This is a genomic window from Stenotrophomonas sp. STEN087, assembly GCF_056759115.1.
Window position 1 is genome coordinate 1 of sequence record NZ_JBRRCR010000062.1, and the last position, 24,912, is coordinate 24,912.

At 68.5% G+C, this 24,912-nt stretch carries 17 protein-coding genes and 1 pseudogene; 5 read left to right on the plus strand and 13 right to left on the minus strand.

The genetic code is table 11. The features are described from left to right. Nucleotides 1-358 precede the first annotated feature (358 nt). Genes ACVOK1_RS14965 through ACVOK1_RS14975 form a run of 3 tightly spaced genes read right to left on the minus strand, consistent with a single transcriptional unit; the run spans nt 359 to nt 8,120 of the window. Nucleotides 359-3,442, minus strand: coding sequence for an efflux RND transporter permease subunit (locus ACVOK1_RS14965; RefSeq protein ID WP_481562529.1), 3,084 nt, complete (start codon nt 3,440-3,442; stop codon nt 359-361). Continuing rightward, nucleotides 3,439-6,963 (minus strand): efflux RND transporter permease subunit, encoded by a 3,525-nt coding sequence (locus ACVOK1_RS14970; protein WP_481562530.1) that lies wholly within the window; start codon nt 6,961-6,963, stop codon nt 3,439-3,441. Before ACVOK1_RS14970 ends, ACVOK1_RS14965 begins: the two co-directional genes overlap by 4 nt. Further along, nucleotides 6,960-8,120, minus strand: a complete 1,161-nt coding sequence (locus ACVOK1_RS14975) for an efflux RND transporter periplasmic adaptor subunit (protein ID WP_481562531.1) — start codon at nt 8,118-8,120, stop codon at nt 6,960-6,962. Before ACVOK1_RS14975 ends, ACVOK1_RS14970 begins: the two co-directional genes overlap by 4 nt. Nucleotides 8,121-8,326: 206 nt before the next feature. On the opposite strand from ACVOK1_RS14975, the gene ACVOK1_RS14980 reads away from it, so the two are divergent. Together ACVOK1_RS14980 and ACVOK1_RS14985 are read left to right on the plus strand one after the other, a co-directional pair. Next, on the plus strand, nt 8,327-8,716 hold the full coding sequence (locus ACVOK1_RS14980; RefSeq protein WP_481562532.1) for a c-type cytochrome: 390 nt from the start codon (nt 8,327-8,329) through the stop codon (nt 8,714-8,716). Between the two features lie 9 nt (nt 8,717-8,725). Further along, nucleotides 8,726-9,187, plus strand: a complete 462-nt coding sequence (locus tag ACVOK1_RS14985) for a c-type cytochrome (protein WP_079221603.1) — start codon at nt 8,726-8,728, stop codon at nt 9,185-9,187. 216 nt (nt 9,188-9,403) lie between these two features. Here the strand turns inward: ACVOK1_RS14985 and ACVOK1_RS14990 are convergent, their stop codons facing one another. Then, nucleotides 9,404-11,287, minus strand: a complete 1,884-nt coding sequence (locus ACVOK1_RS14990; RefSeq protein WP_406231842.1) for an ATP-binding cassette domain-containing protein — start codon at nt 11,285-11,287, stop codon at nt 9,404-9,406. A 280-nt stretch (nt 11,288-11,567) separates the two neighbouring features. Between ACVOK1_RS14990 and dbpA the strand changes: the two genes are divergently transcribed. Further along, the gene (gene dbpA / locus ACVOK1_RS14995; protein ID WP_116865428.1) at nt 11,568-12,944 is read left to right on the plus strand and encodes an ATP-dependent RNA helicase DbpA; all 1,377 of its coding nucleotides are present in this window, start codon (nt 11,568-11,570) and stop codon (nt 12,942-12,944) included. A 38-nt stretch (nt 12,945-12,982) separates the two neighbouring features. Here the strand turns inward: dbpA and ACVOK1_RS15000 are convergent, their stop codons facing one another. After that, a complete protein-coding gene (locus tag ACVOK1_RS15000; protein ID WP_164073135.1) occupies nt 12,983-13,522 on the minus strand; it encodes an adenine phosphoribosyltransferase in 540 nt (179 codons plus the stop codon). Nucleotides 13,523-13,819: 297 nt separating this feature from the next. Between ACVOK1_RS15000 and ACVOK1_RS15005 the strand changes: the two genes are divergently transcribed. Together ACVOK1_RS15005 and ACVOK1_RS15010 are read left to right on the plus strand one after the other, a co-directional pair. Then, nucleotides 13,820-16,243, plus strand: coding sequence for a membrane-bound PQQ-dependent dehydrogenase, glucose/quinate/shikimate family (locus ACVOK1_RS15005; RefSeq protein WP_481562533.1), 2,424 nt, complete (start codon nt 13,820-13,822; stop codon nt 16,241-16,243). A gap of 101 nt (nt 16,244-16,344) precedes the next feature. Then, on the plus strand, nt 16,345-17,199 hold the full coding sequence (locus ACVOK1_RS15010) for an IclR family transcriptional regulator domain-containing protein (protein WP_108768601.1): 855 nt from the start codon (nt 16,345-16,347) through the stop codon (nt 17,197-17,199). 112 nt (nt 17,200-17,311) lie between these two features. On the opposite strand, the gene pcaC is transcribed toward ACVOK1_RS15010, so the two are convergent. The 8 genes and pseudogenes from pcaC to ACVOK1_RS15050 form a co-directional block, all read right to left on the minus strand. Next, complete coding sequence (pcaC, locus tag ACVOK1_RS15015) at nt 17,312-17,698, minus strand: 4-carboxymuconolactone decarboxylase (RefSeq protein ID WP_108768600.1); 387 nt, start codon at nt 17,696-17,698, stop codon at nt 17,312-17,314. A 22-nt stretch (nt 17,699-17,720) separates the two neighbouring features. Then, nucleotides 17,721-18,506, minus strand: a complete 786-nt coding sequence (gene pcaD, locus ACVOK1_RS15020; RefSeq protein WP_481562534.1) for a 3-oxoadipate enol-lactonase — start codon at nt 18,504-18,506, stop codon at nt 17,721-17,723. Between the two features lie 26 nt (nt 18,507-18,532). Beyond that, entirely contained in the window at nt 18,533-19,876 is a 1,344-nt protein-coding gene (locus ACVOK1_RS15025; protein ID WP_481562535.1) for a 3-carboxy-cis,cis-muconate cycloisomerase, read from the minus strand. Between the two features lie 90 nt (nt 19,877-19,966). Beyond that, entirely contained in the window at nt 19,967-20,530 is a 564-nt protein-coding gene (gene pcaG, locus ACVOK1_RS15030) for a protocatechuate 3,4-dioxygenase subunit alpha (RefSeq protein ID WP_481562536.1), read from the minus strand. A 4-nt stretch (nt 20,531-20,534) separates the two neighbouring features. Continuing rightward, nucleotides 20,535-21,245: a protocatechuate 3,4-dioxygenase subunit beta gene (gene pcaH / locus ACVOK1_RS15035; RefSeq protein WP_079221590.1), complete on the minus strand. Its 711-nt coding sequence runs from the start codon at nt 21,243-21,245 to the stop codon at nt 20,535-20,537. Nucleotides 21,246-21,314: 69 nt separating this feature from the next. After that, nucleotides 21,315-22,430: pseudogene (gene pcaF / locus ACVOK1_RS15040) on the minus strand (3-oxoadipyl-CoA thiolase); the annotation flags it as partial. Between the two features lie 62 nt (nt 22,431-22,492). Continuing rightward, entirely contained in the window at nt 22,493-24,058 is a 1,566-nt protein-coding gene (locus ACVOK1_RS15045; RefSeq protein WP_481562537.1) for a protein adenylyltransferase SelO, read from the minus strand. A 31-nt stretch (nt 24,059-24,089) separates the two neighbouring features. After that, nucleotides 24,090-24,779: a glutathione S-transferase family protein gene (locus ACVOK1_RS15050; RefSeq protein WP_481562538.1), complete on the minus strand. Its 690-nt coding sequence runs from the start codon at nt 24,777-24,779 to the stop codon at nt 24,090-24,092. Between the last annotated feature and the right edge of the window lie 133 nt (nt 24,780-24,912).

Genomic DNA, 24,912 nt, shown 5'->3' on the forward strand with positions numbered 1-24,912 from the left:
GGGGGCTGGGGGGGGAATCTGTAACCCTAGCTGGGCTGGGCCATAATGGTTTATCCCACCGTTGGTTGGGGCCGCATGCCCTGGCGAGGGTGGTGGCGCCCGCGCCCATGCGGGGGCGGCGCCGCGACGCGGCGAAAGATAGATGCCAACCTGTCTTGGCAACGCCAGGTCCGGCGGCAAAAAAGGGGGGGAGACCGCCCCACTACGACCGGTCTCCCCCCACCACAAACACGTTGATGCGCTTTACAGCCGGGCAGCGCCCGGCTCTACCAGTCAACGGCATCGGCAGGCGAACGGCAGCCGAGCATGGCTCGGCTCTACAGTGTTCCTTCCCCCAACACAAACACGTTGTCGCGCTTCACAACCGGGCAGCGCCCGGCTCTACCAGTTCCAGCCCGCGCGCGCGCCGGATCAGGCGTGTGACCGCACTGCGCAGGTCATCCAGCACCGCGTAGATGGTCGGCAGGAACAGCAGGCTGACCACGGTCGAGAACGCCAGGCCGCCGGCAATCGCGCGCGCCATCGGCGCGTATTCCGGGCCATCGCCGAACATCTGCGTGTTGGTCAGCGAGATCGGCACCATCGCCAGGATCGCCGTGCCCATCGTCATCATGATCGGCCGCAGGCGCTCGCGTGAGCCTTCCACCAGCGCCTGGGTGCGGCCCATGCCGCCGCGGCGCAGGTTGTTGATGTGCTCGATCATCACGATGCCGTTGTTCACCACCACGCCCATCAGCACCAGGATGCCGATGAAGGACATGATCCCGAACGAGGTACCGGTGATCCAGAACAGCCAGAACACGCCGAAGATCGAGAACAGCACGCCGCTCATGATCGCCGCCGGGAACAGCAGCGACTCGAACACCGCCGCCATCACCACGTAGATCATCACCAGCGCGATGAGCAGGTTGAACACCATCTGCTGCATCGCTTCGTTGTCGTTGCCGTAGTCACCGCCATCGAAGGTGAAGCCATAGCCGGCCGGGAAGCTCATCGGTGTGAGCACCGCTTCCATGGCCTTGCGGCCATCGGGCGCGGTGACCTTCTCGGCCAGGTTGGCCTTGATGGTCAGGGTGGTCTGGCGGTTGGTGCGACCGATCTGGGTGGCCGAGGAACCCACGTCCACGCTGACCAGGCTGAGCAGCGGCACGCTGCGGCCATCGCCGGTACGCACGCTGTAGCTGGCCAGGTCTTCCGGGCTGCTCTGCTCGGCGCCGGCAAAGCGCACCCACACCGGCACTTCGTTGTCGCCGCGACGGAACTCGCGCAGCGGCGCACCCCGCAGGGCAAGGCCGACGAAGCTGGCCACCTGCTCGGCATTGAAGCCGAACGCAGCGGCGCGCTCGCGGTCGACGTGCACCTTCAGCTCGCCGCCCTTCTCGCCATTGTCGATGCGCACGTCGCGCAGTTCGGGGCGCTGGGCCAGCAGCGGCAGCACTTCCTGGCCGATCTCCTGCAGCATGCTGCTGGAATCACCCACCAGCTGCACCTGCACGCCCTGGTTGCCGTTGCCACCATCGCCACCCTGGTTGCCGACGAAGTAGTCGGTACGCGCCGACTTCGGCAGGCCCTTGCGGATCTCCTCCTGCAGCGCCTTGATGTCCTTGGCGTACTTCTCGTCGATGGTCACCGTGGTCGAGCTGCCTTCCTGCTCGCTGTACCAGGAATAGACCTGCTGCACGTGCAGGCGCTCGCGGTTCTGTTCCACCCAGGCTTCGACGCGGGCGACTTCCTCGGACATCTGCCGGTAGGTGTAGGCGCCCTTCCACATGTAGCCGATGAAGATGTCCTTGCCACCGCCGCCGCCGAACATGTCGACCTTGGTCAGCTTCATCGGCACCAGGCTGACCAGCACCACCAGCAGGATGCCGAGCAGGCTCCAGCCGCGATGGCGGAGCGACCAGTCCAGCAGGCACGCATAACGGCGCTGCAGGCGGGCGATGACACCGGTCTGCGAGTGCAGCAGCTTGGGGGTGGCCATGCGCGCGGACAGCATCGGGATCAGGCTGACCGCCACCAGCCACGAGGCCAGCAGCGAGACCGAGATGGTGATCGCGATCTGCGCCATGAAGATGCTGATGTTGTTGGTCTCGCCGAACAGGTTGGGCACGAACACGATGCAGTGGCACAGCGTGCCGGCGCTGAGTGCGATGGCCACGTTGCGGGTGCCGATGATCGAGGCCAGCCGCGGCTGCCCCGGCATGCGCTCGCGTTCCTGGTAGATGCTTTCCACCACGACCACGGCGTTGTCCACCAGCATGCCGACCGCCAGCAGCAGGCCCATCATGGTCAGGATGTTCAGCGTCACCCCGGCGAAGTACATGAAGCCCAGGGTGATGGTGAAGCAGATCGGGATCGCCAGCGTCACCATCAGGGTGGACGGCCAGTGGCGCAGGAAGAAGAACAGCACGGTGACCGACAGGATCAGGCCGACCGCGCCGGCCTCGGCCAGTTCCAGCAGCGAGGAGGTGACCGCCTTGCCCTGGTTGTCGATGACCTTGATCTGCACGTCGCGCATTGAATCCTGCGCGCGGATCGCCTCGACCTCGGCCAATGCAGCGCGCGAGACATCCACCAGGTTGGCGCTGCGTTCCTTGAAGATGTCCAGGCCGATGGCCGGGTTGCCGTCGAGGCGACGCCCGTAGTTCATCCGCGCCGGCTTCAGCCGCACCTCGGCGATGTCGCCCAGGCGCAGGCCCTTGGCGTTGATCACCAGGTCGCGCATTTCCTGCAGGTCGGTGATTTCGCCCACCGGCTGCACGCGCACGCGCTGGCCGTTGTCGTTGATCTGCCCGGCCGAGATCGAGAAGTTCAGCGTGCGCAGGCGGTCGCTGAGTTCGTTGATGCTCAGGCCGTGCGCGCTGAGCCGGTCGGGATCGATGGCGATCTCGACCTCGTTCGGCGGTGCGCCGGTGATGTCCACGCGTGCCACGCCCGGGATGCGCTCGATGCGCCGCTTGAACTCGCGGTCGAGCATGTCATAGGCGGAGGTCAGGTCGGTGGCACTGGCCAGGCGCACTTTCAGCACCGGCTGGTCGCTGCTGGACCACTTGAACACGTTGTAGCGCTGCAGGTCGTCGGGCAGGTCGCTGCGGATCGCATCGATGCGCTCGCGGGCATCGGAGGCGGCGATCGCGATGTCGCGGTCCCAGTCGCTGAACTCGATGAAGATCGAGGCCGCTTCCGAAGTGGCCTGCGAGCGCATGCGCTTGATGCCGGTCATCGTCGCCAGCGATTCCTCCACCGGGCGGATGATGGTCCGCTCGACCTCTTCCGGGGTCGAGCCGGTGTACGGGATCTGCACGAACAGGAACGGCGCGGAGATGTCCGGCAGCGCTTCCAGCGGCAGCCGGAACGAGGCGATCAGACCCACCACCACCAACGACACAAAACACATGATGGTGGTGACCGGGCGGCGGATGGAGAACTCGGCGACGCTCATGCCGGTTCCTCCGCGCCGCCACTGTGGCCACCCTCGGCCGCGTGCAGGCCTTCACCGGCATGCTTGCGGCCACGCTCGCGGTAGTAGGCATCACCGCGGCGGTCCATCAGGTCGTAGACCACCGGGATGACCAGCAGGGTCAGCAGGGTCGACACCAGCAGGCCGCCAATGACCGTGATCGCCATCGGCGCGCGCACTTCGGCGCCCTCGCCCATCGCCACCGCCAGCGGCAGGAAGCCGAACAGCGTGCACAGGGTGGTCATGATGATCGGCCGCAGGCGCGAACGTGCACCTTCCACCAGCGCCTCGTGCTTGGCCACGCCGGCCTCGCGCAGCTGGTTGACCTTGTCGATCAGGATGATCGCGTTCTTGGTGACCAGGCCGACCAGCAGGATCAGGCCGATGAACACCACCACCGAGATCGGCTTGCCGGTCAGCATCAGCGCCAGGATCGCGCCGACCAGGGCCAGCGGAATGGTGAACAGGATGACGAACGGATGCAGCAGCGATTCGAACTGCGAAGCCATCACCAGGTAGACCAGGAAGATGGCCAGGCCGAAGGCGAAGATCAGCGACGTGGCGGCCTGTGCCAGCTCCTCGCCCTGGCCACCGATGTGCAGGCCGACGCCGGCACCCAGCGGCTGCTCGGCCACCATCTGCTGCACTTCGCGCATGGCCGCGCCCAGGTCGATGTCGCGCAGGTTGGCCGAGACCACCGCCACGCGGGTCTGGTCGGCGCGATGGATCTCGCTGGGGCCGGTGGTGGCGACCACGTCGGCCACCGCATCCAGGGTGACCGGGCGACTGCTGCCCGGGTTCACGATCAGCCGGCGGATGCTGTCCACGCTGGCGCGGTCGCCTTCCTGCGCACGCACCAGCACGTCGATCTTGCGGTCGCGGAAGCTGTAGCGGGTGGCCACGTCGCCACGCACCTTCTTCACCACCACATCGGCGATCTGGCGGGTGGTCAGGCCCAGCGCACCGGCACGCTCCTGGTCGAAGCGGATCTGGATTTCCGGGAAGCCCTCTTCCACCGTCGACTTCACGTCGGCGTAGTGCGCATTGCCGCGCAGCAGCGCGGCCAGGCGCTGGCCAGCTTGCTCAAGGGTGGCCATGTCCTGGCCGCGCAGCTCGATTTCCAGCGGCGTGGAGAAGCTGAACAGTGCCGGCCGCGCGAAGTCGACCTGCGCACCGGGGTGCTGGCCCATGGTGTCGCGCAGGCGCTCGGTGATGTCGGCCTCGGTGCGTGCGTTGCCGCCGCCTTCCATCACCACGGTCAGCTTGCCGATGTTCTCGCCGCTTTCGGTCGGGCTGGCATCCAGCCGCGTGCCGCTGCCGCTGACGCCGTACAGCGAGGCCACGCCTTCGCCATTGCCGTGGGCCAGCTGCAGCTCGCGCACCAGTGCGTCGGTCTGCTTCAGCGGGGTCCCGGCCGGCAGCTTCACCGTCATTTCGAAACGGTCCTGGGCCAGCTGTGGGATCAGGTCGGCACCGAGCATCGGCACCAGCGCCATGGTGCCGACAAAGGCCAGCGCAGCCATCGACAGCACCTTGCCCGGGTGCGCCAGCGCATTGGGCAGCAGGCGCAGGTAGCCGCGTTCGGCACCGGCATAGGGCTTCATCGCGATGTCGCTGGCCTTGCGCATGACCGGCCCGACCACCGCGACCACGCCGCGCCACACGCGCACCACCAGCCAGGCCAGGGCGAAGAAGCTCCAGCGCACGCCGGCCACGAAGCCACGACGGCCCAGCGCGACCGGCTTCTGCCAGCGGCTTTCCGGACGCCACGCTTCGGCGGCGGCTTCTTCCGGGAAGGCCAGCGGCGGCCGGCCCTTCAGCGAGCTGAGCATGGGGATCAGGGTCATCGACACCAGCAGCGAGATCGCGATGGCGATGGCCACGGTCAGCGCCTGGTCGCGGAACAGCTGGCCGGCGATGCCATCGACGAACACCAGCGGCAGGAACACCGCGATGGTGGTCAGGGTGGAGGCGACCACCGCCATGCTGACTTCGCGGGTGCCGACGATGGCCGCCTGCAGGATGCCCAGGCCGCGTTCGCGCGCCTTGGCGATGCTTTCCAGCACCACGATCGAGTCATCCACCACCAGGCCGGTGGCCAGCGCCAGGCCGCCCAGCGACATCACGTTCAAGCTCAGGCCGAGCTGGCCCATGAAGAAGAACGTGGCGATGATCGAGACCGGCAGCGACAGGCTGATCACGAAGGTGGACCAGCCATCGCGCAGGAACAGGAAGATGATCAGGATGGCCAGCAGGCCACCGATCACCGCATCCTTCTTGACGTCACTGATGGCGTGTTCGATGAAGCGCGACTGGTCCTCGATGGTGGTCAGTTCGGCATCGCCGGGGAAGGTGGCCTTGATCTGCTCCAGGCGCTTGCGCAGCGCCTCGGCGGTGGCCACGGTATTGGCGTCGCCTTCCTTGTAGATCGCCAGCTCGACTGATTCCTTGCCGCCCAGGCGGATGATCGCTTCGCGCTCCTTGTAGCCCTGGCGCACGGTGGCCACGTCCTTCAGGCGTACCGGCACGCCGTTGGCGACCACGCTGGAACCACCACCGGACGAGGCACTCTGCGCCGCCGACGCCGCAGCGACTGCCGCAGCCGAGCCGGTGGATGCGGCGATGTTGAACATCTGCTGCAGGGCCGAATCGGCCGCGCTGCCGTTGGACGACTGGGTAGTGACCAGCAGGTTGCGGATCTCTTCCAGATCGGCGAACTGGTTGACGGTACGCACCAGGAAGCGCTGCGAGCCCTCCTCCAGGCGGCCGCCGGAGATGTTGATGTTCTCTTCCTTCAACCGCTTGATGACGGTGTCGATCGGCAGGTTGAGCTGGGCCAGCTTCTGCTGGTCGATGTCCACCTGGATCTCATCCTCCAGGCCACCGCCCACCTTCACCGCGGCCACGCCGGTCACCGGCTCCAGCTTCTTCTTCAGGTCTTCGTCGGCATAGCGGCGCAGGCCGGTCAGTTCGCGGATCGCGTCTTCATCGCTGGCCGGGGTGGCCTTGGTCGACAGCACCAGGCGCATGATCGGCTCGGTGGACGGATTGAAGCGCAGCAGCACCGGGGCCGTGGCCTCCAGCGGCAGGTTCAGCGCTTCCATCTTGTCGCGCACCTCCAGGCTGGCCTGGTCCATATTGGTACCCCAGGCGAACTCGAGCACGACATCGCTCTGCCCCGTGCGCGAGACCGACTTCAGCTTGCGCAGGTTCTTGACCACGCCCACGGCTTCTTCCACCGGCTGGGTGATCAGGCTTTCGATTTCGGTGGGTGCCGCACCGGTGTATTCGGTGCGCACGGTCAGCGTGGGATAGCTCAGGTCGGGCAGCAGGTTGACCTTGAGGTTGTTCAGCGCGATCAGGCCGAACAGCAGCAGCGTGACCGTGCACATGGCGATGGTGACGCGGCGGCGGGTGGCGAATTCCACCAGCCCACCGCGCATGCCGGCAGCGGCGCCGTCGCCGGCCGGCGAGGCACCGTGGTCGTGTCCCGGGCCGCTCATTGCTGGCTCCCGGCCTTGTCTGCGGGCGTCGCCTTGGCGGCCACGGTGGCCGGCTTGGCCTTGGCCGCCTTGGGATCGGCGATGACCTGCACAGCGGTGCCGTCACGCAGGGCGACCTTGCCGGCGGTGACGATCTGGTCACCCGCGGACAGGCCTTCGCGGATCTCCACCCACGGGCCTTCGGCATAGCCCAGCTTGACCGGCACGCGGGCCACCTTGCCTTCGCGCACGCGGAACACGGCCGGCTCGCCATCGTCCAGCAGGGCCAGGCGCGGCACCACCAGCGCGTCGGCGCGATGGTCGTAGTCGATGCGGATGCGTCCGAACATGCCCGGCTGCAGTGCGTGCTCGGTGCCGTTGAAGGCGCTGACCACGCGGAAGGTGCCGCTGCCCGAATCGACCACCGGGGCGATGCGGTCCACCGTGCCGGTGAAGCTCTTGCCCGGCAGTGCGTCGGCCGACAGCACGACCGGCTGGCCGGCGCGCAGGGTGGCCAGTTCGCGCTCGGGCACGTTGAGGGTGGCCTCCAGCTGCGAGTTGTCGACGATGCGGAAGATCGGCGTGTTGATCTGCACGAAGTTGCCGGTCTTGATCGACCGCGAGGCGATCACCCCGGAAATCGGCGCCACCACCGTGGTGTAGGACAGTTCCAGCGTGGCCAGGCGGTACTGCGCGCGCATGTTTTCCAGGTCGTAGCGCAGCTGGTCGACGTCGGAAGCACTGACCATCTGCTGGCCGACCAGCTTCTGTGCGCGCTGGTAGTTGTTTTCCAGCTTGCGCATCTGCGCCTCGCTCTGTGCCACGGCCAGACGCGCGCGGTCCGGGTCCAGGCGCACCAGCGGCTGGCCAGCGGTGACCCGCTGGCCCTCCTCGACCAGCACGGCCAGGGCCACGCCGGAGGTCTTGGCCACCACCTGCGATTCGGCGCGCGGCTCCAGTGCGGCGGTGCCGGTGTAGCTGGCGGCCACCGCGCGGTGGCTGGCCACGGCTACTTCCACCGGCACGGCGTCGACCTTCTTCTCGTCCTTGGTTTCAGCCGCCTTGGCGTCGGCGCTGGGGCCGGCAGCGCAGCCGCCCAGCAGCAGGGAGGTGGAAATCAGCAGGGCAGCGGCACAGAGTCCAGTGCGGCGGCCGGGCAGGAAGGTTGGGTGCGACATCGTCAGATCCCTGGAGGATGCGTGGGCAGGTGTGGTAGCAAAGTAATGCACCACTTCACGGCAACACCATATCCCAAAGGTCATGGTGCCTTCACGCCGCTGGTCGGCCCGCCCCCATTTCAGCTAGATGAAACCTGAGGCTATACTCGGGTCGTTCCGTACCCCACGCCGGAACGACCAGACCCGTATCCCCGGATAACGACATCATGCGCCCGCAGCCGCTCGCCGCTTGTCTCGCTCTGGCCGTCCTCCTGCCCCTCGGGGCCGCCGCACAGCCCGCTCCTGCTCCTGCAGCACCCGCCCCGGCTTCTGCCCCGGCCACCCCGCCCGCTGCCGCCGCTCCGGCCGGCAACTTCGACAATGGCCGGGTGCTCGCCTATACCTGCCAGGGCTGCCACGGCATCACCGGTTACAAGAACGCGTACCCCAGCTACCGGGTACCGAAGATCGGTGGCCAGACCCAGCAGTACCTGACCCAGGCCCTGACCGAATACCGCCAGGGCAAGCGCCGGCATCCGACGATGCAGGCGCAGTCGATGAGTTTCAGCGAACAGGAGATCGCCGATCTCGCTGTTTACCTGTCCACCGTCAAGTAAGGCCCGCCCATGTCGAAAGCCGCGCACACGATGCGTCACGCCATCGCCCTGTCCGTTGCCCTGCTGCTGGCGGCCTGCTCGCAGTCGCAGGTGGAAAGCAGTGAGAAGTCGGCCGGCGACCCCGGCCACGCCAGTGGCGAACACGGTTCGTCCTCCTCGGCCGGCCTGCCGCCGGGCCGCGAGGCCGCCGGTGAAGCCCGGGCCAAGGTGAAGGGAAAAGCGACCAACCAGAGCTGCATTGATTGCCACGGTGCCGACGGCAATGCGCCGATCGACCCGACCTACCCCAAGCTGGGTGGGCAGTATGGCGATTACCTGGCCCATGCCCTGCAGGCCTACCGTGCCGGCGACCGCCAGCACGCGTTGATGACCCCGCAGGCGAAGGATCTGAGCGACCAGGACATTGCCGACCTGGCCGCGTACTTCGGCAGCCGGCCGAGCCAGCTGCGGGATCTGCACGGGGTGAAGTGACCCCGGCATTCCGGTGGGTGCGGACCGTTGGTCCGCACTGATGGATCAACCCTCCACGCATGGCGTGGATCTACCCGGTAGCGCCGGGCCATGCCCGGCGGAATGCAGGAGCGCCGCGCTGCGCGCTCGCGGGGCATGGCCCCGCGCTACCCGCATCCCGCGTCGCCAATGCGTCCCGGTAGGTGCGGACCGTTGGTCCGCACGCATCCCGCGCAATCAGCCTTCCAGCTCTTCCCAGCGCGCGTACGCCGCATCCAGCTCGGCCTGGACCTTGGCCAGCTGCTGGGTGTGCGCGGTCACTTCGGCGCTGCTGCGGGTGTAGAACGACGGGTCGTTCATCGCCGCGGTCAGGCCTTCCACGTCGCCTTCCAGCTTTTCGATGGTCTTGGGCAGCTGTTCCAGCTCGCGCGCTTCCTTGTAGGCCAGCTTGCGCTTGGGCGCGGCCGGGGCCGCCGCCGCAGCAGCGGCCGGTGCAGCAGCAGCCGGCTTGACCACCGGCGCCGCCGCAGGCGCGGCCACGCTGGCGGCATAGCGCTGCCAGTCGGTGTAGCCACCCACGTACTCACCGATCACGCCGTCGCCTTCCATCACCAGCGTGGAGGTCACCACGTTGTCGATGAAGTCACGATCGTGGCTGACCAGCAGCAACGTGCCGGTGTAGTCACCCAGCAGCTCTTCCAGCAGCTCCAGGGTTTCCACGTCGAGGTCGTTGGTCGGTTCGTCCATCACCAGCAGGTTGGACGGCTGCGCGAACAGCTTGGCCAGCAGCAGGCGGTTGCGCTCACCACCGGACAGGCGGGTGATCGGCGCGCGCGCACGCTCGGGGGTGAACATGAAGTCCTGCAGGTAGGCATGCACGTGCTTGCGCTTGCCGTTGAACTCGAGGAAATCACGGCCTTCGGCCACGTTCTCGATCGCGCTCCAGTCTTCGCGCAGTACCGCACGGTACTGGTCGAAATAGGCGATCTGCAGGTTGGTGCCGGCGTTGACCTCACCCTTCTGCGGCTGCAGTTCGCCCAGCAGCAGCTTCAGCAGCGTGGTCTTGCCGCTGCCGTTGGGGCCGATCAGGCCGATGCGGTCGCCACGCAGGATGGTGGTGGTGAAGTCACGGACCATGGTGCGCTCGCCGAAGGCGAACGAAATGTCCTTGACGTCGATGACCTTCTTGCCGGAGCTGACGCCCTGTGCGGCTTCCATCTTGACGTTGCCGCTGAGTTCGCGGCGCTGCGAACGCTCGTTGCGCATCGCCTTCAGGCGGCGTACGCGGCCTTCGTCGCGGGTGCGGCGGGCCTTGATGCCCTGCCGGATCCAGACTTCTTCCTGCGCCAGCAGCTTGTCGAAGCGGGCGTTTTCCTGCGCTTGTGCGTTCAGGCGTTCCTCGCGGCGGCGCTCGTAGTTGGCCCAGTCGCCCGGCCAGCTGGTGACCTGGCCGCGGTCGATCTCGACGATGCGGGTGGCCAGCGCGCGCAGGAAGCGGCGGTCATGGGTGACGAACACCACGCTGCCGCTCCAGCCCTTGAGGAAGGCTTCCAGCCAGTCGATGGCCTCGATGTCGAGGTGGTTGGTCGGTTCGTCCAGCAGCAGCACGTCAGGGCTGGACACCAGCGCGCGGGCCAGCAGCACGCGGCGCTTCATGCCGCCGGACAGGCGGCCGAACTCGGCCTCGCCGTCCAGGTCGAGCTTGGTCAGGGTTTCGCTGACGCGCTGGTCCAGGCCCCAGCCGTTGGCGGCGTCGATCTTGGCCTGGACGTTGCCCAGGGCTTCGCCGTCGAAGACCTCGGCATGGCTGAGGTGGTGGAATTCGGCCAGCCACTGGCCCAGTTCGCCCAGGCCATCGGCCACGACGTCGAACACCGAGCCGGCGGCGCCATGCGGCACTTCCTGCTCCAGGCGGGTCACGCGGACGCCCTGCTGCACGCGGACTTCGCCGTCATCGGGCTTGTGGTCGCCGGACAGCAGCTTGAGCAGGGTGGATTTGCCGGCGCCGTTGCGGCCGATCAGGGCGATGCGTTCGCCCGGCTCGATCGACAGTTCGGCCTTTTCCAGCAACAACGGGCCGCCGACGCTGAAGTCGACGTTCTGTAGGGTAATCAGAGGCATCCCGCTATTGTACGGGTTGGCGGGCCCGCCGGGCGGCGGCAGCGAATAGCGCCAAGTCAACGTCATCCACGCATGGCGTGGATCTACTGGATCGCGCGTGGTGGATCCACGCCACGCGTGGATGCGGCCCACCCCCGGTAAATCCACGCCATGCGTGGATGGACCCATCCGTGCGGACCAGCGGTCCGCACCCACCGATGGCGATGCCCGGTAGATCCACGCCATGCGTGGATGAAGGGCCCGCAGCAGGCTCCGGCCCCGCACGCAGGTACAATGTGCCATGACTGACTTTTCGACCCTGCCGCTGAGCCCGGCCCTGCAGCCCGGCCTGGACGCCCTCGGCTACACCACCCTTACGCCGATCCAGGCGCAGAGCCTGCCGGCGATCCTCGATCGCCGCGATGTGATCGCACAGGCGCCGACCGGCAGCGGCAAGACCGCCGCCTTCGGCCTGGGCCTGCTGCAGGCCATCGATCCCAGCCTGATCCGCGTGCAGGCGCTGGTGCTGTGCCCGACCCGCGAGCTGGCCGACCAGGTCGCCAAGCAGATCCGCAAGCTGGCCACCGGCATCCCCAACCTGAAGCTGCTGCTGCTGGTCGGTGGCGTGCCGCTGGGCCCGCAGCTGGCCTCACTGGAAGGCCACGATCCGCACGTGGTGGTCGGCACCCCCGGCCGCGTGCAGGAACTGGCCCGCAAGCGTGCCCTGAACCTGGGCGCGGTGCGCACCCTGGTGCTGGACGAAGCCGACCGCATGCTGGACATGGGCTTTGAAGAGCCGATCCGCGAGATTGCCGGCCGCACCCACAAGGACCGGCAGAGCCTGCTGTTCTCGGCCACCTTCCCTGACAGCATCCGCGAGATCGCCCGCGACCTGCTGCGCGATGCGCTGGAAGTGACCGTGGAAGGCGCCGACCAGGCCCCGGCCATCCGCCACCTGTTCTGCGAAGTGGAACCGGCGCACCGGCAGAAGGCGCTGGCCGGCCTGCTGCTGAAGTACACGCCCGAATCGGCGGTGGTGTTCTGCAACACCCGCAAGGACGTGGACGAGGTCGCCAACTCGCTGCAGCAGTTTGGCTTCTCGGCGCTGGCCCTGCATGGCGACATGGAGCAGCGCGACCGCGAGGAAGTGCTGCTCCGCCTGGCCAACCGCAGCTGCAACGTGCTGGTGGCCAGCGACGTGGCCGCGCGCGGGCTGGACGTGGAAGAGCTGGCGGCGGTGATCAACTACGAGCTGCCCACCGACGTGGAGAGCTACCAGCACCGCGTGGGCCGTACCGGCCGCGCCGGTGCCAGCGGCCTGGCGATCAGCCTGGTGGCCGGTCGTGAAAAGACCCGCGCCGAGGCCGTCGAAGCCCATCTGGGCCAGCCGCTGGACTGGCAGAAGACGCCGCTGGCGACCTCGCGCCCGGCCGAGCTGCCGCAGGCGGCGATGCGCACCCTGCGCATCGATGGTGGCAAGACCGACAAGCTGCGCCCGGGCGACATCCTCGGCGCACTGACCGGCGATGCCGGCCTGTCGGGCAAGCACATCGGCAAGATCGCGATCTTCCCGACCCGCTCCTACGTGGCCATCGCCCGTGAGCAGGTCAACAAGGCGGTGGCGAAGCTGGAAGCCGGCAAGATCAAGGGCCGCCGCTTCCGCGTGCGGATGATGTGACGGTCAAGGTCTCCGCCGGGCCATGCCCGGCGAAGCAATCAGAACACCAGTTCGGTGTGCAGCGGCAGATCCGCTTCCCAGCGGGCGCGGCCACCCAGGCCGTCCAGCTCGACCAGCACGCCGGCGCCGACCACTTCAACGCCCAGGCGGCGCACCAGCGACAGCGCGGCACCCAGGGTGCCGCCGGTGGCCAGCACGTCATCGATGATGGCCACGCGCGCGCCGGCCGGCAGCGCGTCGGCATGCACTTCGATGCAGTCGCTGCGGTATTCCAGGGTGTATTCCTCGCGCAGCACCTTGCCCGGCAGCTTGCCCGGCTTGCGCACCGGCACGAAGCCCACGCCCAGTTCCAGCGCCATGGCGGCGCCCAGGATGAAACCACGCGATTCGATGCCGACGATGGCGTCCAGCTGCTGCCCGCGCCAGCGGTCGGCCATGGCCGTGATCGCGCCGCGGAAGTCTTCGCCGTGGGCGAGCAGCGGCATGATGTCCTTGAACAGGATGCCGGGCTTCGGGAAATCGGCGATATCGCGCAGGCGCGAGGCCCAGGCGGGGACGGCCACGGTGGCGTCGGTCATTGCAGCTACCAGCTTGTATGGCGGCATAGGGTAACCGGTTCGCCCCGGCGCTGCCCGTTCCCGGCACCACCGCGCCGCTGCGTTCCACCCATGGCCCCGCAGCATCACGCCAAAATCGCACACACGTGCGTTAATCGCCCTAACCGGTCATTCACCCCGCCTGCGTCATAAGCAGGCAGACGCCTGCCCGCCGCCATGGCCCGCAGCCGCCCGGGATGCCGACGGCCCCCGCCACGCTTGGCGCGCGCGGGGCTTTCCCGCCTCCGCGCGGGTTTTTCGCAATGAGGTTCATGCAACGTGGACGAGACGACGAAAGTTCCGGCCCTGTGCCGTGTGCTGGTGGTCCTGCTCGGCATCCTGGTGACTCTGTTCGGCCTGGCTCTGCTGGTCGGTGGTGTTCGCCTGGTAATGCTGGGGGGCAGTTGGTATTTCCTGCTGATGGGTGCGGTTTCGGCCGTGGCCGGCGTACTGCTGGTGATGCGCCGGCCGAACGGTGCGCTGCTGTACGGCCTGGCCTTCGTGGCCACGCTGGTGTGGGCATTGGTGGATGCAGGCTGGGAGTTCTGGCCGCTGGTCTCGCGCCTGGTGATGCCGGCCGTGCTGGCCCTGCTTTTTGCACTGGCCTGGCCGGTACTGCGCCGCAGCCGCGGCCAGGTCGCCGGCCGTGGCGCCTACGGCGTGGCCGCGGTGCTGCTGGTCGGCCTGCTGGGCACGGCCTTCTCCGCCTTCCAGCCGCGTCCGGTGCAGACCGCACAGGGCACGACGCCGCCGGTGGTGCCGGTGGCCAAGGGCGCTGAGCAGCGCGACTGGATGCACTGGGGCAACACCACCGCCGGCACCCGCTTCGCCGCGCTGGACCAGATCACCCCGGCCAACGTGAAGGAACTGCGGGTCGCCTGGACCGCGCACACCGGCGACGTGCCGGAAAGCAACGGCTTCGGTGCCGAGGACCAGAACACCCCGCTGCAGATCGGCGACACCCTGTACCTGTGCACCCCGCACAACCAGGTCATCGCCATCGACGCCGATTCCGGCAAGCAGCGCTGGGCCTTCGATCCCAAGGCCACCGCGCCGAACTGGCAGCGCTGCCGTGGCCTGGGCTACTTCGATGCGACCACGGCACCGGCAGCGGCAACGACGGCTGCGCCGGCACCCGCGCCGCAGCCGGCCACCGACACTGCCAGCGCCGGCCCGGCCCTGTGCGAAAAGCGCATCCTGATGACCTCCATCGATGCGCGCCTGTTCGCGCTGGATGCGAAGACCGGCGCGCTGTGCCCGGACTTCGGCAGCAACGGCGTGGTCGACCTGAAGACCGGCATGGGCGAGATCAAGCCCGGCTTCTACACCCTCACCGCCGCGCCGCTGGTGGCCGGCGATCTGATCGTGGTCGGCGGCCGTGTGGCCGACAACATCGAAGTGGGTGAACCGTCCGGCGTGGTGCGTGCGTACAACGTGCGTACCGGCGCGCTGGCCTGGGTCTGGGACCTGTCGAAGGAAACCCCGGACGTGCCGCTGGATCCGTCGATCCACTACACGCGCGCCACGCCGAACGTGTGGACCTCGATGGCCTACGACCCGCAGCTGGGCCTGGTCTACTTGCCCACCGGCAACACCACGCCGGACCAGTGGGCCGGCGAGCGCACCCCGCAGGATGACAAGTACAGCTCGGCCGTGGTCGCGCTGGAGGTCGCCACCGGCAAGGAGCGCTGGGTCTACCAGACCGTGCACCACGATCTGTGGGATTACGATCTGCCGGCGCAGCCGACCCTGACCGACGTGCCCGACGGCAAGGGCGGCACCTTGCCGGCTCTGCTGCAGATCACCAAGGCCGGGCAGATCTTCATGCTCAACCGCCAGACCGGCGTGCCGATCAGCGAAGTGCGCAACATCCCGGCACCGCAGGGCAATGCCGAAGGCGAACGCTATGCCGCGACCCAGCCGCTGTCGGTGGGCCTGCCGCAGATCGGCGCGCAGACGCTGACCGAGTCGGACATGTGGGGTGCGACCCCGATCGACCAGATGCTGTGCCGCATCCAGTTCAAGCAGTTCCGCTACGACGGCATGTACACGCCGCCGGGCGAAGACCTCGCGCTGCAGTGGCCGGGTTCGCTGGGTGGCATGAACTGGGGCAGCGCCTCGGTCGACCCGACCACCGGCTACCTGTTCATCAATGACATGCGCCTGGGCCTGTGGACCAAGCTGATCCCGCGTGCACAGATGACCAGCGGCGCCGGTGGCGTGGAAATGGGTGCGGCCTCGCAGACCGGTACGCCGTACGGCTCGCTGCGCGACCGCTTCCTGTCCAAGCTGGGCATCCCCTGCCAGAAGCCGCCGTTCGGCACGATGTCGGCCATCAACCTGGCCACCCGCCAGCTGGTCTGGCAGGTGCCGGTGGGCACGGTGAAGGACACCGGGCCGATGGGGATCAAGATGGGCCTGCCGATTCCGATCGGCATGCCGACCCTGGGCGGTTCGCTGTCCACGCAGTCGGGCCTGCTGTTCTTCGCCGGTACGCAGGATTACTACCTGCGCGCCTACGACAGCCGCACCGGTGAGGAAGTGTGGAAGGCGCGCATGCCGGTCGGCAGCCAGGGCACGCCGATGACCTATGTCTCGCCGAAGACCGGCCGCCAGTACGTGGTGATTTCCGCCGGTGGCGCTCGCCAGTCGCCGGACCGTGGCGACTACGTGATCGCCTACGCGCTGCCCGAGCGCAAGTAAGCCGTGCCACGCGGCGCAGCCTGCATGGCTGCGCCGCGTGGGTACCGGTTGCCGGTTCCAGCGCTTACCATGCAAGGTCGAACCTGATGAAAGCTGCTGCCATGCCTGCCGTTCCTCCCAGCCGTCGCCCCAAGCGCCCGCCTGCGCCACCGCAGGATCGTGGCCTGGCCCATGAGCTGATGCAGCAGATCCAGGACAACCAGGGCGATCCGGATTTCATGACCTCGCTCGGCCGCGGCCTGGCCGTGCTGAGCGTGTTCTCGCAGCACCCGCGCGAAGTGACGATGTCGCAGATCAGCACCGATACGGGCATCTCGCGCGCAGCGGTACGGCGCGTGCTGTACACGCTGGAAAAGTTGGGTTACGTCGGCGAACAGGGCCGTGGCTTCGTGCTGCTGCCGCGCGTGCTGGGCATGGGCGGCGCCTATGTCGCCTCGTCGTCGATGACGGCGGCCGCACAGCCGGTGCTGGATGCCCTGCGCGATGACGTGCACGAATCCTGCTCGCTGGGCGTGCTCGACGGCGATGACATCCTGTACGTGGCGCGCGCGGAAACCGTGCGCATCATGTCGATCGGCCTGCGTGCGGGCAGCCGCCTGCCGGCGTACTGCACCTCGATGGGCCGCGTGCTGCTGTCGGCGCTGCCGCGCGACACGCTGGAAGGCTATCTGGAACGCAATCCGCTGCGGCCGCGCACCGAACGCACGGTCACCCGCATGGACGATTTCCTCGACCTGCTGGAAAAGGTGCGCCGCGAAGGCGTCTCGCTGGTCGACCAGGAACTGGAGATCGGCCTGCGCTCGATCGCCGTGCCGGTGCATTCGCGCAGCGGCGAGGTGGTGGCCGCGCTGAACATCGGCACCCAGGCGGGCCGCATCGGCCTGGGCGTGATGCAGACCCAGCTGCTGCCGCGCCTGCGCGAGGCGGCGCAGCGCTTGGGTATGTTGTTGAATTGAGCTGAGCACGGGGGTCGGATCCCTTTGCAACGCAAAGGGCTCTGACCCCGTACGGCGACCCTGCGACCTGGGGTCAGAGCCCTTTCCTTCGGAAAGGGATCCGACCCCGGCGTCAGCGCTCCGAAGCCTGCTCTTCCAGGATCGGCTTGGCCAGCGCGAACGCGTGATTGGCCGCCGGCACGCCGCAGTAGATCGCCGCCTGCAGCAGCACTTCCTTGATCTCCTCCGGCGTCACCCCGTTGTTGCGGGCGGCGCGGATGTGCAGCTTGAATTCCTCGTCATGGCCCAGCGCCACCATCATCACGATGGTCAGCAGCGAGCGCGTGTGCCGCGGCAGTCCCTCGCGGGTCCACACCGTGCCCCATGCCGTGCGGGTGATGAAATCCTGGAATTCAGTCGTGAATTCCGTGCGCGCCTGCAGCGAGCGGTCGACATGCGCCTCGCCCAGCACCTGGCGGCGCACCGCAAGGCCGGCTTCGTAGCGTTCCTGTTCGTCCATCGTCGTCATCCTGTTGAGTGATTCAGTGCGGCGCGGAAAGATGCGCGGCCAGTGCGTCAGTGAACGCCTGCGGCGATTCCAGGTTGCAGATGTGGCGGCCTGCTACAGCGGCATAACGCCCCTGCGCTACGCCCTCGGCGATCGCCTGCAGCTCGGCCGGCACGCAGACCGGATCGTCATCACCGGCAATGGCCAGCAGCGGCACGCCGATCCGGCCCAGCACATCACGGAAGTCGGCGGTGCCCACCGCGTTGCAACAACCGGCGTAGCCTTCGACGCTGGTGGCGAGGAAACGCTGCAGGATGTCCTCTACCTGGCTGGCATGGGTCTGTGCGAAGCCGGCGGTGAACCAGCGCTCGCGGGTGCCATCCACCAGCGGCAGCAGGCCATCGTGCTGGACCTGGGCGATGCGCGCCTGCCAGCCGTCCAGCGTGCCGATCTTCGCCGCGGTAGCGGCCACGGTGAGCGTACGCAGGCGGTTGCCGGCGTGCACGCCCAGCCACTGCCCGGTCAGGCCGCCAATCGACAGGCCGCAGAAGTGGCTGCGCTCGATGCCGAGGTGATCCCACAGGGCCAGCACGTCGGCGCCCAGCTCGGCCACGGTGTACAGCCCCGGCGGCGCACTGGACTGGCCATGGCCACGACGGTCATAGCGCAGGATGCGGTACTGCGAGGCCAGTGCATCCACCTGCGGCTGCCACATGCCCAGGTCGGTACCGAGCGAGTTGCAGAAGGTCAGCCACGGGCCATCGGCGCGGCCTTCGGTCTGGTAATGCAGGCGATGCTGCGGAAGGTCGAGGAAGGACATGGGGGCTCCAGCGTTGAACGTTGGGATCAGCCGCGCGCGAGCACGCGGTCGATCCAGGTATCGGCCATGCCGCGCCAGCTGTCGGCGGCGAACAGGGCATCCAGTTGTGCGGGCGACAGCTGCGCGGTGACCTCCGGCGTCTGCGCCAGCACTTCGCGCAGGTGCAGCGACTGCGCCAGCGCCTGCTTGGCCGCCTGCTCCACCAGCGCATGTGCGGCCGGCTTGCCGATGCGCTCACCCAGGATGACTGCCACGGCTTCGGCATAGAGCAGGCCACCATGGCTGTCCAGGTGCAGGCGCATGCGTTCGCGGTCCAGCTGCAGGCCCTGCACCACCACGGTCACCTGGGCCAGGCTGCCGGCGCACAGGCGCACGATCTCCGGCACCGCGTCCCACTCGGCATGCCACTGCCCGGCCGCGCGCTCGTGCGGCTGCGGCATGGCACTGAACAGCGTCGACAGCAGGCCCGGCACGCGCGTGGCCGCGGCGATGGCCGCCACGCAGCCGACCGGGTTGCGCTTGTGCGGCATCGCCGAGGAACCACCCTTGCCCTCGCCCGCCGGCTCGAAGGCTTCAGCAACTTCCGACTGCATCAGCAGCACGATGTCGGTGGCGATCTTGCCCAGGCTGCCGGTCAGCAGCGCGAACACGCTGCCGAACTCGGCGATGCGGTCACGCGCGGTGTGCCAGGGCAGCGCCGGCAACGGCAGCTGCAGCTCGGCGGCCAGCGCTTCGGCCACGTCCAGCCCGCGCGTCTGCAGCGAGGCCAGCGTACCGGCGGCACCGCCGAACTGCAGCACCAGGGTGTCTTCGGCCAGCGCATCGAGGCGCCGCTGGCTGCGCTGCAGGGCATCGAGCCAACCGGCGGCCTTCAGGCCAAAGGTGACCGGTACCGCCTGCTGCAGCAGCGTGCGCCCAGGCAGGCCGGTGCCGCGCTCGGCCTCGGCCAGCCGCGCCAGCGCGGTACACAGCAGTTGCAGGCGCGCCTGCACGTGGCTGACCGCCGCGCGCAGCTGCAGCATCGCGCCGCTGTCGATGATGTCCTGACTGGTCGCGCCCCAGTGCACCCAGCGCGCGGCTTCGGCGTCGCTCGCTTTGACCTGTGCGGTGAGTGCCTTGACCAGTGGAATGGCCGGATTCCCAGCCAGTGCGGTCGCCGCCGACAACGCGGGAATCGCATACAGATCGGCGCTGCACGCCGCTTCGATCGGGGCAAGCGCAGCGGCGGGGATCACCCCGCACTGCACCTGCGCGCGCGCCAGTGCGCGTTCGACATCCAGCATCGCCTGCAGGCGTGCTTCATCACTGAACACGGCGTCGACGGCGGGGTCGCCGAACAGACCGCCCAGCAGCGTTGGGGAGTGGCTCATCGGTGCAGTCCATCCTGGGTGGCCACAGCTTACCCGCGCCCGCTGCACGCGGGCGTGGAGTGGCCGGAAGGCGCGTTGGCCGCGCCGCGATCAGTAAGCGAAGAACACCGTCTCGTCCGGGCCCTGCATGCGCACGTTCCAGTGGTACAGGCCCTTGCCCTGCGCCTGTGCGACCAGGGTGTGGCGGCGCTCGGCGGGCACCAGCGCGAGGATGCCATCCTCGCCGTTGCCGGCTTCATCACTGAAGTAGATGCGGCCACGGGTGGCCTGCAGCAGGCCGCGCATGAATACCAGCACCACCAGGTGCGGTGCCTGCGGCTCGCCACGCAGGCCCGGCACGCGGCCCGGCTTGACGGTGGTGAAGGCGAAGCGGCCCTGGTCGTCGGTGGGCACACGGCCCCAGCCATCGAAGGCCGGATCGTGGTCATCACGGCGCGGGTCTTCGCCATGGGCGTAGATGCCCTGCGCGTCGGCCTGCCAGATTTCCAGCACGGCATCGGACACCGGCGTGCCATTGCCATCGAGTACCTGGCCCTGCACTTCGATGCGCTCGCCCTGCGCGGTGGCCGGGGCGATCTCGGTGCGGTACAGCGGTTCCAGGCCCAGGCGGTAGTACGGGCCCACGGTCTGCCACGGAGTGGATTGGAAACTCATGGTCTTACTCCCAGACGGTCATCTTGCGACCGCGCAGCACGATGTCGAAGCGGTAGCCGAGTGCGAATTCGTTGGCGGTGTTTTCCCAGTCGAACGAGGACACCATGCGCTCGCGCGCCTTGGCATCGTCCACGCAGTTGTAGATCGGGTCGAACGCCAGCAGCGGGTCGTTGGGGAAGTACATCTGCGTGACCAGGCGCTGGCCGATGCCATCGCCATGCAGCGAGAAATGGATGTGCGCCGGGCGCCAGGCGTTGTAGTGGTTGCGCCACGGGTACGCGCCGGGCTTGATGGTGGTGAACCGGTAGCGGCCTTCGCTGTCGGTCAGCACCTGGCCGGTGCCCTTGAAGTTCGGGTCCAGCGGCGCATCGTGCTGGTCGCCCTTGTGCAGGTAGCGGCCGGCGGCGTTGCACTGCCAGACCTCGACCACGGTGTTGCGCACCGGGCGGCCGTTCTCGTCCAGCACGCGGCCGCTGACGATGATGCGCTCGCCCTGCGGCTGGCCGGGGAAACCGGCGGTCAGGTCTGCGGCATGCTCACCCAGGGTGATGCGGTTGATGCTCGGGCCGGTCACTTCCGAGAGCGTCACCGGGATGGCGATCGGGTCGGTACCCGGGCCACGCAGCGCGGTGGAGGCATACGGCAGATGGATGCGCGGCGGCTGGCTGCCGGGGTACGGCTTGCGGTAGCCGCGCAGTTCGGTGGGATCGCTCATGGCGTACTCCTGTTGGCGAGCGGCCCGAAGGCCGCGGCTGTCTTGCAGATCATGGATACGGGGGAAGGCTTACACGCGCTCGATGGCCAGCGCCACGCCCTGCCCCACGCCGATGCACATCGTCGCCAGGCCGCGGCGGCCGCCACTGGCCTCCAGCTGGCGCAGCAGGGTCAGCGCCAGGCGCGCGCCACTCATGCCCAGCGGGTGGCCCAGGGCGATGGCGCCGCCGTTGGGGTTCACGTGCGCGGCATCGTCGGCCAGGCCGAGCTGGCGCATGCAGGCCAGGCCCTGCGAGGCGAACGCTTCATTCAGTTCGATGGCATCGAAATCGGTGATGGACAGGCCCAGCCGCGCCATCAGCTTCTGGCTGGCCGGCACCGGGCCCATGCCCATGATCGCCGGCTCGACGCCGGCGCTGGCGAAGCCGAGGATGCGCGCGCGCGGGGTCAGCCCCAGCGCCTTCACCTGCTCGCCCGAAGCGAGCAGCAATGCGGCGGCACCGTCGTTGATGCCCGAGGCGTTGCCCGCGGTGACCGTGCCCGGCTGGCGGAACAGCGGCTTCAGCTTGGCAAGCGCCTCGGCGGTGGTATCGCCGCGCGGATGTTCATCGCGGTCGACGGTCACGGTCTCGCCGCGCTTGCGGCCTGGCACGTCCACCGCCACGATCTCGCCGTCGAAGAAACCGCGCGCCTGCGCGGCGGCGGTGCGCTGCTGGCTGCGCAGGGCGAATGCATCCTGGTCCTCGCGGCTGATGCCGTAGCGCTCGGCCACGTTCTCGGCGGTCTGGCCCATGGTCTCCACGCCGTGCAGTTCGCGCAGGCGCGGGTTGATGAAGCGCCAGCCCATGGTGGTGTCTTCGATCTGCTGGTCGCGTGCGAACGGCGAAGTCGCCTTGCCCATCACGAACGGCGCGCGCGACATCGATTCAACGCCACCGGCAATGGCCAGGCCGAGTTCGCCGGCGGCGATGCCACGGGCAACGGTGCCGAGCGCATCCAGGCCCGAGCCACACAGGCGATTGATCGTGCTGCCCGGCACCGTCACCGGCAGGCCGGCCAGCAGCAGGCTCATGCGGGCAACGTTGCGGTTGTCTTCGCCGGCCTGGTTGGCACAGCCCAGGTAGACATCCTCGACCAGCGCCGGGTCCAGCTGCGGGTGGCGCGCCAGCAGCGCCTTCAGCGGGATCCAGCTTTTGACGTTGACGTTGATTCTGCAGGTGCAGGGCTGCAAGCCCTGCAGAGAAACCCCTACGAACTGCAGGAAAGCATCGAGCACCCGGCACGGTGATCCGCCCACGCCGGCCGCTTGCCGGCATAGTGCTCCAGCCCCGGCCGCGCCGTGTACGGATCACGCAGCACGTCCTGCAGCGCATGCACGCCGCCCAGATCGCCCTGCTCCGCCCGGTCGATCGCTTCCTGCGCCAGCCAGTTGCGCAGCACGTACAGCGGATTGGCCGCCGCCATCTTCGCCAGCCGCGCTTCCGCCGTCAGCGGATCGGCACGCAACCGCGCCGCGTACTCCTGCAGCCACTGCTGCAGCGGCGCCTGCACCGCCTGCCGGCGCGCGTCGTCGTAGTAGACCGCGTCCAGCACCCCGGCATCCGGCGCTGCAGCATCCACGCGCATCAGTGCGCGCCACGCCAGGGTCATGTCCATGCCGCCTTCCTGCAGCAGCTGCTGCCAGCGCAGGTACAGCTGCAGGTCTTCGTCATCGGCGGCAGCCAGGCCCAGCTTGGCGGCGGCATCGCGGCGCGTGCAGGCGACGAAAGTGGACTGGAACGCGGCCAGCCCCGCCTGCAGCGGCTGCACGTCGGCGAACAGCGGCGACAGCGCCTGCGCCAGCCGGTTGAGGTTCCAGTATGCGACCTGCGGCTGGGTGCCGAAACGGTAGCGGCGGCCCTGGGCGTCGGTGGTGTTGGGCGTCCAGTCCGGGTCGTAATCCTCCACCCATCCATACGGGCCGTAGTCGATGGTCAGGCCCAGCACGGACAGGTTGTCGGTGTTCATCACCCCGTGCACGAAACCGACGCGCATCCAGTGCGCCATCAGCTCGGCGGTGCGCACCGCGATCTGCGCGAACCAGTCGCCGTACAGCGCCTCGCCCTCGCCCTGCAGTCCGGGGAAATCGCGGGCGATGCAGGCATCGGCCAGCTGCTTCAGCAGCGCGGTCTCGCCACGCGAGGCCGGCAGTTCGAACGTGCCGAAACGGATGAATGACGGCGCCACGCGGCAGACGATGGCGCCCGGCTCTGCGCGCGGGTGGCCGTCGTAGAACATGTCGCGCACCACGTCTTCGCCGGTACCGACCAGGGACAGGGCGCGCGTAGTCGGCACGCCAAGGTGATGCATCGCTTCGCTGCACAGGAACTCACGGATGGACGAGCGCAGCACCGCACGACCATCCGCGCCGCGCGAGTACGGGGTCGGCCCGGCGCCCTTCAGCTGCAGCTCCCAGTGCCGGCCATCGGCCGCCACCAGCTCGCCCAGCGAAATCGCGCGGCCGTCGCCCAGCTGGCCCGCCCAATGGCCGAACTGATGGCCGCCGTAGTTGGCCGCCCACGGCTGCATGCCGGCGTACAACGCGTTGCCGCCAAACACCTGGGCGAAGTCATCGTCCTGCACGTCGGCCGCCTCGAAGCCGAGCAGCGCGGCAACGTCAGGCGACCAGGCCAGCAGGGTCGGCGCGGCGACCGGCGTCGGCATCACCGATGACCATGCGGCACCGCGCACTTCGCGGCGGCGCGGGCCGCTCTCGGGGTCGCCCGGCAGGGCGGTCAGCAGGCGGTTGTCGAAACGGGGGGCGTTGGTATCCATCCCCACAGAATGGGGGCGACGGAGCCGCGCCTCAATCGCCGCGCAGGGCCTGCAGGGCGCCGCCCTTGGCCTCGGCGCGCTGGTAGGCCGGACGCTCGCCGATGCGCGCGAGGAAACCACGCAGCGCCGGCTTGTCGTCCAGTCCGCCACCGCGGGCTGCGGCGGCCTGGATCGGGAAGCTCATCTGGATGTCGGCGGCGGTGAAACGGTCGCCCGCGAACCACGGGCTTTCGGCCAGGCGCCGCTCCATCCACTCCAGGTGCAGGCGGCGCTGCGGGCCGATGAAGCTGCGCTCGGCCTTGTCGGCGATGCTGCGGGCGATGGGGCGGGCAAAGAACGGCATCGGCGCACTGCGGATGCGGCCGATCACCAAGGTCAGCAGCAACGGCGGCATCGCCGAGCCTTCGGCGTAATGCAGCCAGTAGCGGTAGTCGATGCGCTCGGCCGCCTCGGCCGGCATCGGCGCGGGCGAGAGCTGGCGCCCGGTGTCGTAGCGGTCGGCCAGGTAATCGAGGATGGCCCCGGACTCGGCCAGCACCAAGTCCCCATCCTGCAGCACCGGCGACTTGCCCAGCGGATGCACCTGGCGCAGCGCGGGCGGAGCCAGCAGCGTCTTCGGGTCACGCGGGTAGCGGCGCAGCTCGTAGTCCAGCCCCAGCTCTTCCAGCATCCACAGCACGCGCAGCGAACGGGAATTTTCCAGGTGGTGGACGATGCGCATGGGTGGGCTCGTGGAATGCATGGCCCATTGTAGAGTCGAACCATGAACGACAGCCATCCCGCCCCAATAGAGCATTGCTAAACACTACACAACGCAAAAAAAAACCCCGGAACCGTTACCATCCCGCGGTTCA

Excerpts from the sequence above, each read along its gene's own strand:
- pcaG (WP_481562536.1), bottom strand. The coding sequence starts at position 20,530 with ATGAGTTTCCAATCCACTCCGTGGCAGACCGTGGGCCCGTACTACCGC.
- ACVOK1_RS14965 (WP_481562529.1), bottom strand. The coding sequence starts at position 3,442 with ATGAGCGTCGCCGAGTTCTCCATCCGCCGCCCGGTCACCACCATCATG.
- ACVOK1_RS14985 (WP_079221603.1), top strand. The coding sequence starts at position 8,726 with ATGTCGAAAGCCGCGCACACGATGCGTCACGCCATCGCCCTGTCCGTT.
- ACVOK1_RS15045 (WP_481562537.1), bottom strand. The coding sequence starts at position 24,058 with ATGGATACCAACGCCCCCCGTTTCGACAACCGCCTGCTGACCGCCCTG.
- ACVOK1_RS14975 (WP_481562531.1), bottom strand. The coding sequence starts at position 8,120 with ATGTCGCACCCAACCTTCCTGCCCGGCCGCCGCACTGGACTCTGTGCC.
- ACVOK1_RS15025 (WP_481562535.1), bottom strand. The coding sequence starts at position 19,876 with ATGAGCCACTCCCCAACGCTGCTGGGCGGTCTGTTCGGCGACCCCGCC.
- ACVOK1_RS14990 (WP_406231842.1), bottom strand. The coding sequence starts at position 11,287 with ATGCCTCTGATTACCCTACAGAACGTCGACTTCAGCGTCGGCGGCCCG.
- pcaD (WP_481562534.1), bottom strand. The coding sequence starts at position 18,506 with ATGTCCTTCCTCGACCTTCCGCAGCATCGCCTGCATTACCAGACCGAA.
- pcaH (WP_079221590.1), bottom strand. The coding sequence starts at position 21,245 with ATGAGCGATCCCACCGAACTGCGCGGCTACCGCAAGCCGTACCCCGGC.
- ACVOK1_RS15000 (WP_164073135.1), bottom strand. The coding sequence starts at position 13,522 with ATGACCGACGCCACCGTGGCCGTCCCCGCCTGGGCCTCGCGCCTGCGC.
- ACVOK1_RS15010 (WP_108768601.1), top strand. The coding sequence starts at position 16,345 with ATGCCTGCCGTTCCTCCCAGCCGTCGCCCCAAGCGCCCGCCTGCGCCA.
- pcaC (WP_108768600.1), bottom strand. The coding sequence starts at position 17,698 with ATGGACGAACAGGAACGCTACGAAGCCGGCCTTGCGGTGCGCCGCCAG.
- ACVOK1_RS14970 (WP_481562530.1), bottom strand. The coding sequence starts at position 6,963 with ATGAGCGGCCCGGGACACGACCACGGTGCCTCGCCGGCCGGCGACGGC.
- dbpA (WP_116865428.1), top strand. The coding sequence starts at position 11,568 with ATGACTGACTTTTCGACCCTGCCGCTGAGCCCGGCCCTGCAGCCCGGC.
- ACVOK1_RS14980 (WP_481562532.1), top strand. The coding sequence starts at position 8,327 with ATGCGCCCGCAGCCGCTCGCCGCTTGTCTCGCTCTGGCCGTCCTCCTG.
- ACVOK1_RS15050 (WP_481562538.1), bottom strand. The coding sequence starts at position 24,779 with ATGCGCATCGTCCACCACCTGGAAAATTCCCGTTCGCTGCGCGTGCTG.